The organism is Enterobacter sp. JH25 (assembly GCF_021725435.1).
Taxonomy (GTDB): domain Bacteria; phylum Pseudomonadota; class Gammaproteobacteria; order Enterobacterales; family Enterobacteriaceae; genus Enterobacter; species Enterobacter intestinihominis.
In genome coordinates this window covers 1,079,124-1,092,600 of the sequence record NZ_CP091319.1, presented here as the reverse complement: position 1 = coordinate 1,092,600, position 13,477 = coordinate 1,079,124, and the positions used below count along the sequence as shown (strand labels likewise).

Below are 13,477 nucleotides of genomic sequence, written 5' to 3'. Positions count from 1 at the left end.
CTTTACAGGGGCGAAATCCCGCCCGTTAACCGATATACTTACGTTCAACAAATACGCAATTTTTCTCGTTACGGCATGCAAAACAGGAGGTTTTTATGCTCATCGTTGTTCTTGTCCTTATTTTCGTTGCGCTGGTTATCGTGGGCGCAGGCGTCAAAATTGTTCCGCAGGGTTACCAGTGGACCGTCGAACGTTTCGGTCGCTACACCAATACCCTTCAGCCGGGTTTAAGCCTGATCGTCCCCTTCATGGACAGAATTGGGCGTAAGATCAACATGATGGAGCAGGTGCTGGATATTCCTTCCCAGGAAGTCATCTCTAAGGATAACGCCAACGTCACCATCGATGCGGTGTGCTTTATTCAGGTGATTGATGCGCCGAAAGCGGCCTATGAGGTGAGCAACCTGGAGCTGGCGATCGTCAACCTGACGATGACCAACATCCGTACCGTGCTTGGCTCGATGGAGCTGGACGAAATGCTCTCCCAGCGCGACAGCATTAATACCCGCCTGCTGCACATTGTTGATGAAGCCACCAATCCGTGGGGGATCAAAGTGACCCGCATTGAGATCCGCGACGTGCGCCCACCGGCAGAGCTGATTGCTTCCATGAATGCGCAGATGAAGGCCGAGCGTACCAAACGCGCCTATATTCTTGAAGCCGAAGGGGTGCGTCAGGCCGAGATCCTGAAAGCGGAAGGGGAAAAACAGTCGCAGATCCTGAAAGCCGAGGGCGACCGTCAGTCTGCCTTCCTCCAGGCAGAAGCGCGTGAACGTTCGGCAGAAGCGGAAGCCCGCGCGACGCAAATGGTTTCCGAGGCGATTGCCGCCGGGGATATCCAGGCTGTGAACTACTTCGTCGCGCAAAAATATACCGATGCGCTGAAGGAGATCGGCTCTGCGAACAACAGCAAAGTGGTGATGATGCCGCTGGATGCCAGCAGTCTGATGGGATCTATCGCCGGAATTGCCGAGTTGATCAAAGACGGCGGAAACGAGCGTAAAAAATGATTGAGCTCATCGTTGCACATCCTCATGCGTTCTGGCTAAGCCTTGGCGGCTTGCTGCTGGCCGCCGAGATGCTTGGCGGCAACGGTTATCTGCTGTGGAGCGGTGTTGCCGCTGTGATTACCGGGCTGGTCGTCTGGCTGCTGCCTGTCGGCTGGGAGTGGCAGGGCGCGCTGTTTGCCGTGCTGACGCTGCTGGCCGCCTGGCTGTGGTGGCGCTGGCTGAACAAACGGGTGAAGGCGCAGAAGCCGGTCGACGCGCATCTCAATCAGCGTGGGCAGCAGATCGTGGGTAAACGTTTTACGCTTGATAACGCGCTGATCAACGGACGCGGTCATATGCGCGTGGGGGACAGTTCATGGCCGGTGGTGGCCGATGATGACCTCAGCGCCGGCACGCGGGTTGAGGTCATTGCGGTGGAAGGCATTACCCTGCGGATTAAAGGCTGTTAGGCGTGGGTTTTACGGTGGCAGCAGCCGGAAAGATTGTCGATAATCGGGCACTCGGCGCTGTCATCTCCCGGGCAGGATTCTGCCAGCTGTAGCAGTTGCTCACGCATCGCCTGTAATTCGATGATATGGCGTTCGATCTCCGCCACTTTTTCCAGCGTACGTTTTTTCACGTCGGCACTGTGGCGTTTCGGATCGTTAAACAGGTTAACCAGCTCGCCGCACTCTTCAAGGTTAAATCCTACCTGTCTTGCCTGGCGCAGTAACGTCAGTTCATCAAGATGCAGCTGCGTATAGCTGCGGTAGCCGTTCTCACTGCGCAACGGTGGCGTCACCAGCCCTTTTTCCTCATAAAAGCGAATCGCTTTGCTGGTTAAGCCGGTTTTTTTCGCAACATCGCTGATATTCACATTTCCCCCTTGACCTTCCCCTTGATGGAAGGTTTAACCTTCATAACAGTTAGCGAAAAGCAGAGTGAAGGTCAACAATTGACCAGAACATTATACGGGAGTTTTGTTATGTCTCACACTATTGACCTGACACTGGACGGCCTCTCCTGCGGCCACTGTGTCAAACGTGTTAAAGAAAGCCTGGAGCAGCGTCCTGACGTGGAAAGCGCTGAGGTGACTATCGATCATGCCGCCGTGACCGGCAGCGCCAGCGCCGACGCGCTGATTGATACCATTAAACAGGCCGGTTACGGGGCGGAGTTAAGCCACCCAAAGGCTAAACCGCTGGCAGAGTCATCATCCCCGTCGGAAGCACTGACAGCGGCCACCCCTGAGCTTCCGGTAGCTGATGATATTGATGACAGCCAACAGCTGCTGATCAACGGCATGAGCTGCGCCAGCTGTGTCTCACGGGTACAAAACGCCTTACAGGCGGTACCGGGCGTCGCACAGGCACGGGTAAACCTGGCGGAGCGTACTGCGCTGGTGATGGGCAGTGCCTCCGCCGCAGATTTAGTGCAGGCCGTGGAGAAAGCGGGCTACGGGGCGGAGGCCATCGAAGATGATGCCGAGCGCCGCGAGCGCCAGCAGGAAACGGCTGTCGCCACCATGAAGCGCTTCCGCTGGCAGGCGATCGTCGCCCTGCTGGTCGGTATTCCGGTGATGGTGTGGGGCATGATGGGTGACAACATGATGGTCACCGCAGACAACCGCACCCTGTGGCTGGTGATTGGTCTGATTACCCTTGCGGTGATGGTGTTTGCAGGCGGACATTTCTATACCAGCGCCTGGAAGAGCCTGAAAAACCGCACCGCGACGATGGACACGCTGGTCGCGCTCGGGACGGGCGCGGCGTGGCTGTATTCGATGAGCGTTAACGTCTGGCCGCAGTGGTTCCCGATGGAGGCGCGCCATCTCTATTATGAAGCGAGCGCGATGATTATTGGTCTGATTAACTTAGGCCATATGCTCGAAGCCCGCGCGCGTCAGCGTTCGTCGAAAGCGCTGGAAAGATTACTCGATTTAACCCCGCCGACGGCCCGCGTGGTCACCGACGATGGGGAAAAAAACGTTCCTCTCTCAGAGGTGCAACCCGGTATGACGCTGCGTCTCACCACCGGTGACCGCGTACCCGTCGACGGTGAAATCACCCAGGGCGATGCCTGGCTGGATGAAGCGATGCTGACCGGCGAGCCGATCCCTCAGCAGAAATCTCAGGGCGATGCGGTGCATGCGGGTACGGTGGTACAGGACGGCAGCGTGCTGTTCCGCGCCAGCGCGGTCGGGAGCCATACCACGCTGTCACGCATCATTCGCATGGTCCGCCAGGCGCAGAGCAGTAAGCCGGAGATTGGTCAGCTTGCCGATAAAATCTCCGCCATTTTTGTGCCGGTGGTCGTCGGTATTGCCCTGCTGAGCGCGGCGATCTGGTATTTCTTCGGCCCGGCGCCGCAGATTGTCTACACCCTGGTGATCGCCACCACGGTGCTGATCATCGCCTGCCCTTGTGCCCTTGGCCTGGCCACGCCGATGTCGATTATCTCTGGCGTCGGACGCGCCGCCGAATTTGGCGTACTGGTCCGTGATGCTGACGCCCTGCAACGGGCAAGCACGCTGGACACCCTTGTCTTTGATAAAACCGGCACGCTCACCGAGGGCAAACCGCAGGTGGTAGCCGTCAGTACCGTTGGCTGTACGGAGACGGATGCCCTGCGCCTGGCCGCCGCGCTGGAACAAGGCTCCAGCCACCCGCTGGCGCGCGCCATCCTGGAGAAAGCCGGTGATGCCCGTCTGCCGCAGGTAAGCAACTTCCGCACCCTGCGCGGTTTAGGGGTCAGCGGTGAAGCTGAAGGCCATACGCTGCTGCTGGGTAACCAGGCACTGCTGACTGAACACGGCGTTGATACGTCCGCGCTGGACGCAGAGCTGAACGCGCAGGCCTCTCAGGGCGCGACGCCGGTTCTGCTGGCGAGGGATGGTCAGGTGGCGGCGCTGCTGGCCGTGCGCGATCCGTTGCGCCAGGACAGCGTAGATGCCTTACAGCGCCTGCACCGCGCGGGCTATCGTCTGGTGATGTTAACCGGTGATAACCCGACCACCGCCAACGCCATCGCCAAAGAAGCCGGTATTGATGAGGTGATCGCGGGCGTGCTGCCGGACGGCAAAGCGGACGCCATCAAGAACCTGCAAAGTCAGGGTCGTCAGGTGGCGATGGTCGGCGACGGCATTAACGACGCCCCGGCGCTGGCGCAGGCTGACGTAGGTATTGCGATGGGCGGCGGGAGCGATGTCGCCATTGAAACCGCGGCGATCACCCTGATGCGCCACAGCCTGATGGGGGTGGCGGATGCGCTGGCGATTTCGAAAGCCACGTTGCGCAACATGAAGCAGAACCTGCTGGGGGCGTTCGTCTATAACTCGCTCGGCATTCCGATTGCCGCCGGGATTTTGTGGCCGCTGACCGGCACCCTGCTGAACCCGGTTGTTGCGGGTGCGGCGATGGCGCTCTCGTCAATTACCGTGGTGAGCAACGCTAACCGTCTGCTGCGGTTTAAACCGAAGGATTGAACCTTGTACCCGTACGCGCTAGCATGAACCTTTCCGGTCATGGAGCGCGTATGGGTCTGTTTAATCGTATAAAAACATCGTTTCGCGCCCTTTTTCCCCGCCGTTATGCCTGGCCCGGTATGGATATTTCGCTTCCGGGTGGGCAGCAACTGCACCTGGTGGGAAGCATTCATATGGGCACGCAGGATATGTCCCCCCTGCCCTCCGGCCTGATTAAACTACTGAAGCGCGCCGACGCGCTGATCGTCGAAGCCGACATCTCCGGCCATGAATCGCCGTTTGCCGGGCTGGAAAGCGACCGCCCCCTGGCTGAACGTCTTAACGAGACGCAGCTGGCTGAGCTTACCCGTCTTGCGGATGAGTCCGGCGTCTCGCTCTCAATGCTCGACACCCTGCCCCTGTGGCAAATTGCCATGGTGCTACAGGCAACCCAGGCGCAGCGCCTGGGGCTGCGCGGCGATTACGGTATCGATTATCAACTGCTGAATGCGGCAAAGGCGTGCAACCTGTCCGTCATTGAACTGGAAGGCACGGACAGCCAGATTGCGCTTCTTCGCCAGCTTCCTGATGACGGCAAGATGCTACTGGATGATACCCTGACCCACTGGCACACCAACGCGCGTCTGCTGCAAACGATGATTGGCTGGTGGCTGGATGCGCCGCCCGCAGACGGTAAGCTGGCGTTACCGTCGACGTTCAGTGAATCGTTGTATGATGTGCTGATGAACGCGCGCAACCAGGCGTGGCGGGAGACGCTGTATGCCCTGCCTGCCGGTCGTTATGTTGTCGCGGTTGGCGCGTTGCATTTGTACGGAGAAGGGAATTTGCCGTCGCTGCTGAAATAAAAAAATGGCCAATATTTCTATTGGCCCGTCAAAGAGGAATTTCATCGTTTTTGTTATACCGAAGTGACCTTCGGCTACGCCGATTGTCGCTCAAAGTAACCATCACTGCCAATACTATTGCGCAAGATGGTGCTATTTTTTAGACAAACGTCAGGCGTATGCTGCTGGCATGAACCGTCTGTCGTAAGAAGGATAGCCATGACTCCCGCCGTTAAATTACTCGAAAAAAACAAAATTTCTTTCCGGATCCACACCTACGATCACGATCCGAACGAAACCAACTTTGGTGATGAAGTGGTGCGCAAGCTGGGGCTGAACGCGGACCAGGTCTACAAAACGCTGCTGGTCGCGGTGAATGGCGATATGAAGCACCTCGCCGTGGCAGTGACGCCCGTCGCCGGACAGCTTGATCTGAAGAAAGTGGCCAAAGCGCTGGGAGCGAAAAAGGTCGATATGGCAGACCCGATGGTTGCGCAACGCACTACGGGTTATCTGGTCGGCGGGATCAGCCCGCTCGGCCAGAAAAAGCGTCTGCCGACCCTGATCGATGCGCCTTCGCAGGAATTTGAGACGATCTATATTTCTGGCGGCAAACGCGGGCTGGATATCGAACTGGCCGCAGGCGATCTGGCGAAAATGCTGGACGCGAAATTTGCGGATATTGCGCGCAGGGATTGAGAAAATTGCCCGGTGGCGCTGCGCATACCGGGCCTACGATTCGAATGTAGGCCGGGTAAGGCGTAGCCGCCACCCGGCACAACACACCCGCTCTACTGCCAGCTCACCTCGCCCTTCGGCTCATACGCGTTCACGTCAATCGGTGAATTTTGCTGGATAAACTGCTTTAACACTTCCGCATCAATAAACCCGGTATTTACATAGCCCGGTTTGTTATCGATATGCGGATAGCCGTCGCCGCCGGTGGCGTTAAAGCTTAACGTTGCCAGGCGGTAGGTTTTCGCCGGATCAACAGGTTCGCCTTTGATTTTGAGATCGTTGAGCTTACCGTCCTTCGCGACGAAGCTGACGTTAGCAAACTGCGGATACGCTCCGGAGTCCGGCTTCATCTGCGCCACGGCGGTCAGGTAGTCAATTACCTCTTTCCCGCTCATGTCCGCATACACCACCACGTTGCCAAACGGCTGCACTTTGAGCACGTCTTTATAGGTGATGTTTCCGCCATCGATGGAATCTCGAATACCGCCGCCGCTCATCACGCCGAAATCCGCATTCGTGCGCGCCATCTGCGCGGCCAGCACCAGACGCCCCATGTTGGTTTGTACGAAGCGGACTTTGCTGCGGTCCCCTTCCAGTCGTCCGTTAAGCGTGCCAATCTTCACGTCCAGCTGCGCTTTCCCTTTGCTCTGGAACGGCGTCAGCAGGGAGAGCATCTGCTGGTTTTCAGCGATCTCTGGCGTGTAGAGTACCCGCTCGCTTTTGCCGTCCGGGTAGGTTACTTTCTTCTTCAGGTTGACCGGGATGAGCTGATAGTGCACCAGCTTCATCTCGCCGTTACGGAATTCGAAATCCGCACGGCCTACGTATTTACCCCACTCGTGGGCCTGTACAATCCAGATCCCGTTCTGACGATCCGGCGCGCACGGCGTGCCGGGCACATAATCTACCTGCTTTTTATTCTCAGAAGCCATGCAGACCGGATCCTGTGAGTGACCGCCCACAATCATCGCCAGCGAGCCCGCAGGAAGGCTGCGCGCCATCTCCACGTCGCCCGGCGCGTTAGAGCCGTGCTGACCGTTGTCGTAATGCCCCATGTGGGTGGTAGCGATAATCACATCCGGTTTTTCATTCTGCTGCAACTCCTGGATCACCAGCTTCGCTTCGTCCGCCGGTTTACGGAATTCGATGTCGGTGAAAAATTCAGGGTTGCCAATTTTGGCCGTATCGTCGGTGGTTAAGCCGATGACCGCGATCTTCAGATCCTGACGCTTAAACAGCGCCCACGGTTTAAACAGGCGCTCGCCGGTGCTTTTCTGATAAATATTGGCGGAAAGGAACGGAAATTTGGACCACTTTTCCTGCTGGCGCAATACGCTCAGCGGGTTATCAAACTCGTGGTTTCCGACCGCCATCGCGTCGTAACCAATTAAATTCATGCCGCGGAAATCAGGCTCGGCATCCTGCAAATCAGATTCCGGTACGCCGGTATTAATATCCCCGCCCGACAGCAACAGCACGCTGCCGCCCTGAGCCGAGACCTCTTTACGAATGCCGTCCACCAGCGTTTTTTGCGCCGCCAGGCCATATTCACCGTATTCGCTGCGCCAGAAATGGCCGTGATGATCGTTAGTATGCAGAATGGTAATTTTATAGGTTTTATCTTTTTCATACGCCTGCGCGGGCAGGCTTGTCAGCCCCCATGCGGCGATGAGCGCCAGCGCGACGCCACGCTTTATTAACTTCATCTTCTCTCTCCCTGACCCATAGACAAACGCAAAAATTACAGTGACTCACAAGAATAGACAAATAAGTTTTCAGAATTGCGACTTTCTTCAAATGTCACGGACGGGTATGTTAGTCGGATAATAATTACTCCCTGCATCTCTAATTACAAATTGACGTGGTATTTATGGCAATCAGTGAATCAACCCAGCCTGTTCAGGGCGTTCCGGCGTCGCCGCCGAAATCGCGCACTTCCTTCAAAGTATTAGGCGCAATCAGTCTCTCTCATCTGCTCAACGACATGATCCAGTCGCTGATTCTGGCGATCTACCCGCTGTTGCAGTCTGAGTTCTCATTAACCTTCGTGCAGATCGGGATGATTACCCTGACCTTCCAGCTGGCCTCTTCGCTGCTACAGCCGGTGGTGGGCTACTGGACGGACAAATACCCGATGCCATGGTCGCTGCCCATTGGGATGTGCTTCACCCTGAGCGGGCTGGTGCTGCTGGCCATGGCGGGCAGCTTTGAGGCGGTACTGGTTGCCGCGGCGCTGGTGGGAACCGGTTCATCGGTGTTCCATCCGGAATCGTCCCGCGTGGCGCGTATGGCCTCCGGCGGACGCCACGGGCTGGCGCAGTCTCTGTTCCAGGTGGGGGGGAACTTTGGTAGCTCCCTCGGTCCTCTGCTGGCGGCGGTAATTATCGCGCCTTACGGCAAAGGCAACGTGGCGTGGTTTGTGCTGGCCGCGCTGCTGGCGATTGTCGTCCTGGCGCAAATCAGCCGCTGGTATGCCGCGCAGCACCGCGTAAATAAGGGAAAACCTGTCGCGAAGATAACCAATCCCCTTCCGCGTAATAAGGTGATCCTTGCCGTCAGCGTGTTGCTGGTGCTGATTTTCTCGAAATATTTCTATATGGCGAGCATTAGCAGCTATTACACCTTCTATCTGATGCAAAAATTCGGATTATCGGTACAAAACGCCCAGTTCCATCTCTTTGCCTTCCTGTTTGCGGTGGCGGCAGGCACGGTGATTGGCGGCCCTGTGGGAGATAAAATCGGACGTAAATATGTGATTTGGGGCTCTATCCTCGGCGTTGCGCCGTTTACGCTTGTTTTACCGTACGCAACGCTGGAATGGACCGGAATATTGACAGTGATAATTGGTTTTATTCTCGCGTCGGCGTTTTCAGCCATTCTGGTCTATGCGCAAGAGCTGCTGCCGGGACGTATCGGTATGGTTTCCGGTCTCTTTTTCGGTTTTGCCTTTGGCATGGGCGGCCTTGGCGCCGCCGTGTTAGGGATGGTTGCAGACCACACCAGCATCTTCCTGGTCTATAAAATCTGCGCTTTCCTGCCACTTCTGGGGATGTTGACCATATTCCTGCCTGACAACCGTCATAAAGCGTAACTTCATGGCTGCCAAAGTTAAACTTTGGCAGCCGGATAACCTGATGCCATAAGGCTTTCCTCTCCCTCCCCTCAGCAAATTTATCAAAATCTGCCTTTTTTCATGCTTATTGCCTTTTTATTGTGATTTCAACAATTATTCATAAACATAAGCGTAAAAATTGTCATAAACTATTAATCGGCTTTTTGGTATTTGCACCAAAAATGGATCACCCATCGCGAAAGGAGACGGAATGCACCACGCCACACCGCTTATCACCACCATTGTTGGTGGACTTGTGCTCGCTTTTATCCTCGGCATGATTGCCAATAAACTGCGTATTTCGCCCCTGGTAGGCTATTTGCTGGCGGGCGTGCTGGCAGGACCCTTTACGCCGGGTTTTGTCGCAGATACCAAACTTGCACCGGAGCTGGCGGAACTGGGCGTTATCCTGCTGATGTTTGGCGTCGGACTGCATTTTTCCCTGAAGGATCTGATGGCGGTAAAGTCGATCGCCATACCGGGAGCGATCGCCCAGATAGGGGTGGCGACGCTGCTGGGCATGGCGCTTTCGGCGGTGCTGGGCTGGTCAATCATGACCGGTATCGTATTTGGGCTGTGTCTTTCAACCGCCAGTACCGTGGTGCTGCTGCGCGCGCTTGAAGAGAGGCAGCTGATAGACAGCCAGCGCGGGCAAATCGCGATTGGCTGGCTGATAGTTGAAGATCTGGTGATGGTGCTGACGCTGGTACTGCTGCCCGCCGTCGCCGGGATGATGGAAAAAGAGAATATCGGCTTCGCTTCGCTGGCGCTGGATATGAGCATTACCATCGGTAAGGTTGTGGCGTTTATTGCCATCATGATGCTGGTGGGCCGCCGTCTGGTGCCGTGGATCATGTCCCGCAGCGCCGCCACCGGCTCGCGTGAACTGTTCACGCTTTCGGTCCTTGCGCTGGCGCTGGGCATTGCCTTTGGCGCTGTCGAGCTGTTTGACGTCTCCTTTGCGCTGGGCGCGTTCTTCGCCGGGATGGTGCTGAACGAGTCCGAGCTGAGCCACCGTGCCGCGCACGATACTCTGCCACTACGTGATGCGTTCGCGGTGCTGTTCTTTGTCTCCGTCGGGATGCTGTTCGACCCGATGATCCTCATCCAGCAGCCGCTGGCCGTGCTGGGTACGCTGGCAATCATCATCTTTGGTAAGTCCGTTGCCGCCTTCTTCCTGGTGCGGATGTTCGGTCACTCGCCGCGCACGGCGCTGACCATCGCCGCCAGCCTGGCGCAGATTGGCGAGTTCGCCTTTATTCTGGCTGGTCTGGGAATGGCCCTGAATCTGCTGCCACAGGCTGGGCAAAATCTGGTGCTGGCGGGGGCGATCCTCTCCATCATGTTGAACCCGGTATTGTTTGCCCTGCTGGAGAAATATCTCGAGAAGACTGAAACCCTCGAAGAGCTGACGCTGGAAGAGGCGACAGAAGAAGAGAAACAGATCCCGGTGGATATCTGCAACCACGCGCTGCTGGTCGGTTTTGGCCGCGTCGGCAGCCTGCTGGGTGAAAAACTGATGGCTCAGGGCATTCCACTTGTAGTGATTGAAACGTCACGCACCCGCGTCGACGAACTTCGCGAACGCGGCATCCGCGCGGTGCTGGGCAACGCGGCTAACGAAGAGATTATGAATCTGGCGCATCTGGACTGCGCTCGCTGGCTGCTGCTCACTATCCCGAACGGTTACGAGGCTGGCGAGATTGTCGCCACAGCCCGTGAAAAATGCCCGCATATCGAAATCATAGCCCGCGCCCATTATGATGACGAAGTGGAGTACATTACCGAGCGCGGCGCGAATCAGGTGGTGATGGGTGAGCGTGAGATTGCGAATACGATGCTGACAATGCTGACGAAGCCGCCGGTTGAAGAGGCGGTGACGGGGTAAATTTTGTGCGGCCTGGTCCCCTCACCCCAGCCCTCTCCCCAAAGGGGAGAGGGTGTTCAAGTTCCCTCTCCCCTTTGGGGAGAGGGCCAGGGTGAGGGGTCTTCTTTTACCTGTCCCAATACGCCTCTTCGAGGCTGTCTTCCCGTTCCGGCAGCCCACGCGTTAAGCGCGGTGAATGCTGGTTCAGCACCTGATAACTCACGCGGTTCGCGTACTTGCACACCTGCGCCAGCGAGGAATAGGTCAGCCAGTTGAAGGTGTGTTTGCTGGAATTCGGCACATTGGTTTTGTGGTAGGCGTTAGCGGTGATGTCGTGCAGCAGCGCGGCCAGCGCGCCGTCGCCCGCGCCGTTGGTGTTCATGATCTTCTCGGGGCCACCCATATACGGTGCAATGTGGGAGAAGATACGCAGCGGGTTGATGCAGTCTTTATGACGCATGGCGCGGCTGAACTCGTACTGGTTAAATTCGGCGATAGCGCCCGGCAGCAGCGGGTGCTGGGTTTTCCGCTTGCTCTCTTCTTCCGTGAAGCCCGCCATGTACAGCCCGACCGGCCCGGCGGTGCAGAGCACCAGATCCACCCAGTCCAGCGCCTTATCAGACGCCAGCAGCGGATCGCTTTCTCCGGTCAGCGCTTCGGCTTCTTCTTCATTCATCGCCAGAATCGAAACGTGTTCTTTCAGGAAGGCCTGCCACCACTCCGGGTTGTCGGCAATCACGAATTTGGTGCCCAGCGTCAGAACCACAGGCACGTTGTATTTCTTCGCATACTCAATTGCCTTCATGGTTGCGTCCGGCATTGGTTCGCCCGGCTTGCAGCGCACCAGATAAGACGTCAACACCAGCGCAGACGCGCCCGCGATCACCTCTTCCGGAATACTTTCAGCGCGTAGCTTGTTCATATGGCCGGGGCTGATGGCAAAGGTACGCTCGCCGGAATCGCTTATCAGCGTAAAGCAACGACCAATCGGCCCGTCAACGCCCTGCAAATAGTTCAGATCGGTGCGGCTGGAGGTATTGCACAGGTAGCGGTAGGCGTAGCCACCGATTTCGATATTGCTGCACATCACGCCAAGCAGCACCGAGCGGTCGTCTGCCAGAACGGAGTAGTTGTGCATGGTGTTACCGATGGTGCCGCCAGCAAACTGGTGGGTGATAAGATTTTCGCGCATCAGTTCCTGATACAGCGCTTCGGCAACGTCATCCTCAATCACCAGCGAGTGCCCGGCGCTCAGACCGTAACGTGCGACAAACGCATCATCCACTTTGGCTTCAATGTCCACCAGCGTCTGATCGATACCGACCACCCAGGCAGCGCTGGTTTCGCTTTCCTGCTGAATTTGCTGTAACAGCGGATCGCGGGCATCGACGGGGAAATAGTGTTTGGACTTACGTTTACCGGGAAATTTCATGGTCTGAACTGTGCAAAGAATACGGGCCGGGAATGGTAGCACAAACCCGGCCCGTAACGCGATCAGCGGCGGGTGGTGACCAGTGACACCATCATATCGATGTGTTCAGGGGAGTCGTTAAGCGCAGGAATGTATTCGTATTTCGTTCCGCCGGCCTCCATGAAGAACTCTTTGTTCTGGACGGCAATCTCTTCCAGCGTTTCCAGACAATCCGCCGAGAAGCCCGGCGACATAACCTGAATGTGCTTCACGCCCTTCTCGCCCAGCATTTTTAGCGTTTCATCAGTATACGGGGTCAACCACGGTTCACGGCCGAAGCGCGACTGGAAGGTCATCATCACCTTCTCAGGCGGCAGGCCGAGGGCGGAGACCAGCTCGCGGGTGGTATCGCGGCAACGCTGGGGGTAATCGTCCCCTTCGTTCGCGAAACGCTGCGGAATACCGTGATAGGAGAGCAGCAGCAGATCCGGCTCGCCGTGTTTTTCAAACGACGCGCGCGCGCTGCTGGCAAGCGCCTGAATGTACAGCTCGTTATCGGCGTAGTCGCGGATAAAGGTGATGCCCGGTATACGGCGGCGGGTCGCCAGAATGCGTGCCAGTTCGTCCCAGACGGCAGCCACCGTGGAGCACGAATACTGCGGATAAAGGGCCAGCACCACAATGTGTTCAACGCCCTGCGCCAGCAGAGAGTCGACGGCGCTTTCCAGGGATGGCTTACCGTAGCTCATACCGAGCGCAACGGGCATGTCCGGCAGACGGGCGGCCAGCGCCTTCTCCTGACGACGGCTGTAGACCATCAGCGGCGAGCCTTCTTCCATCCACACGGACTGATAGAGCTTTGCTACACGCGGAGAACGAATCGGCAGAATGACACCACGCAGCAGTGGCCACCACAGCAGTCTTGGGGTATCCACGACGCGCGTGTCGCTTAAAAATTGTCGCAGGTAGCGTTTTACCGCCGCTGGAGTAGGTGCTTCTGGGGTGCCCAGATTGGCAAGCAGGATGCCGGTTTTCGCCTGACTCATTCACGC

General features: G+C 57.1%; 11 protein-coding genes. 7 read left to right on the top strand and 4 right to left on the bottom strand.

The genetic code is table 11. The annotated features are described in order from the left end of the window. The first annotated feature begins 95 nt into the window (after positions 1–95). Entirely contained in the window at positions 96–1,010 is a 915-nt protein-coding gene (locus L2Y28_RS05160; protein ID WP_022647287.1) for an SPFH domain-containing protein, read from the top strand. Continuing rightward, the gene (locus tag L2Y28_RS05155; protein ID WP_022647286.1) at positions 1,007–1,459 is read left to right on the top strand and encodes an NfeD family protein; all 453 of its coding nucleotides are present in this window, start codon (positions 1,007–1,009) and stop codon (positions 1,457–1,459) included. Before L2Y28_RS05160 ends, L2Y28_RS05155 begins: the two co-directional genes overlap by 4 nt. On the opposite strand, the gene cueR is transcribed toward L2Y28_RS05155, so the two are convergent. Then, positions 1,456–1,866, bottom strand: a complete 411-nt coding sequence (cueR, locus tag L2Y28_RS05150) for a Cu(I)-responsive transcriptional regulator (protein ID WP_017383222.1) — start codon at positions 1,864–1,866, stop codon at positions 1,456–1,458. The two genes, L2Y28_RS05155 and cueR, sit on opposite strands and share 4 nt — an antisense overlap. 108 nt (positions 1,867–1,974) lie before the next feature. On the opposite strand from cueR, the gene copA reads away from it, so the two are divergent. The 3 genes from copA (at position 1,975) to ybaK (ending at position 5,996) form a co-directional block, all read left to right on the top strand. Then, complete coding sequence (copA, locus tag L2Y28_RS05145; protein WP_022647285.1) at positions 1,975–4,473, top strand: copper-exporting P-type ATPase CopA; 2,499 nt, start codon at positions 1,975–1,977, stop codon at positions 4,471–4,473. 50 nt (positions 4,474–4,523) lie between these two features. Beyond that, positions 4,524–5,318: a TraB/GumN family protein gene (locus L2Y28_RS05140; RefSeq protein ID WP_022647284.1), complete on the top strand. Its 795-nt coding sequence runs from the start codon at positions 4,524–4,526 to the stop codon at positions 5,316–5,318. 198 nt (positions 5,319–5,516) lie between these two features. Further along, entirely contained in the window at positions 5,517–5,996 is a 480-nt protein-coding gene (gene ybaK, locus L2Y28_RS05135; protein ID WP_010428207.1) for a Cys-tRNA(Pro)/Cys-tRNA(Cys) deacylase YbaK, read from the top strand. Positions 5,997–6,088: 92 nt separating this feature from the next. Here ybaK and ushA read toward each other — a convergent pair whose 3' ends face one another. Then, complete coding sequence (gene ushA, locus L2Y28_RS05130) at positions 6,089–7,741, bottom strand: bifunctional UDP-sugar hydrolase/5'-nucleotidase UshA (RefSeq protein ID WP_022647283.1); 1,653 nt, start codon at positions 7,739–7,741, stop codon at positions 6,089–6,091. A gap of 164 nt (positions 7,742–7,905) precedes the next feature. Here ushA and L2Y28_RS05125 point away from each other — a divergent pair, with 164 nt between their 5' ends. Both L2Y28_RS05125 and ybaL read left to right on the top strand, forming a co-directional pair. After that, a complete protein-coding gene (locus L2Y28_RS05125; RefSeq protein ID WP_022647282.1) occupies positions 7,906–9,126 on the top strand; it encodes an MFS transporter in 1,221 nt (406 codons plus the stop codon). A 232-nt stretch (positions 9,127–9,358) separates the two neighbouring features. Continuing rightward, positions 9,359–11,035: a YbaL family putative K(+) efflux transporter gene (gene ybaL, locus L2Y28_RS05120; protein ID WP_022647281.1), complete on the top strand. Its 1,677-nt coding sequence runs from the start codon at positions 9,359–9,361 to the stop codon at positions 11,033–11,035. A 106-nt stretch (positions 11,036–11,141) separates the two neighbouring features. Here ybaL and L2Y28_RS05115 read toward each other — a convergent pair whose 3' ends face one another. Together L2Y28_RS05115 and hemH are read right to left on the bottom strand one after the other, a co-directional pair. Beyond that, positions 11,142–12,446, bottom strand: coding sequence for an inosine/guanosine kinase (locus L2Y28_RS05115; RefSeq protein ID WP_022647280.1), 1,305 nt, complete (start codon positions 12,444–12,446; stop codon positions 11,142–11,144). A gap of 62 nt (positions 12,447–12,508) precedes the next feature. Then, entirely contained in the window at positions 12,509–13,471 is a 963-nt protein-coding gene (gene hemH, locus L2Y28_RS05110) for a ferrochelatase (RefSeq protein WP_017383216.1), read from the bottom strand. Positions 13,472–13,477: the final 6 nt, after the last annotated feature.

Bases quoted from the DNA above. Each gene is read 5' to 3' on its own strand.
- hemH (WP_017383216.1), bottom strand. From the start codon at position 13,471: ATGAGTCAGGCGAAAACCGGCATCCTGCTTGCCAATCTGGGCACCCCA.
- L2Y28_RS05115 (WP_022647280.1), bottom strand. From the start codon at position 12,446: ATGAAATTTCCCGGTAAACGTAAGTCCAAACACTATTTCCCCGTCGAT.
- L2Y28_RS05160 (WP_022647287.1), top strand. From the start codon at position 96: ATGCTCATCGTTGTTCTTGTCCTTATTTTCGTTGCGCTGGTTATCGTG.
- L2Y28_RS05140 (WP_022647284.1), top strand. From the start codon at position 4,524: ATGGGTCTGTTTAATCGTATAAAAACATCGTTTCGCGCCCTTTTTCCC.
- L2Y28_RS05125 (WP_022647282.1), top strand. From the start codon at position 7,906: ATGGCAATCAGTGAATCAACCCAGCCTGTTCAGGGCGTTCCGGCGTCG.
- ushA (WP_022647283.1), bottom strand. From the start codon at position 7,741: ATGAAGTTAATAAAGCGTGGCGTCGCGCTGGCGCTCATCGCCGCATGG.
- ybaL (WP_022647281.1), top strand. From the start codon at position 9,359: ATGCACCACGCCACACCGCTTATCACCACCATTGTTGGTGGACTTGTG.
- copA (WP_022647285.1), top strand. From the start codon at position 1,975: ATGTCTCACACTATTGACCTGACACTGGACGGCCTCTCCTGCGGCCAC.
- L2Y28_RS05155 (WP_022647286.1), top strand. From the start codon at position 1,007: ATGATTGAGCTCATCGTTGCACATCCTCATGCGTTCTGGCTAAGCCTT.
- ybaK (WP_010428207.1), top strand. From the start codon at position 5,517: ATGACTCCCGCCGTTAAATTACTCGAAAAAAACAAAATTTCTTTCCGG.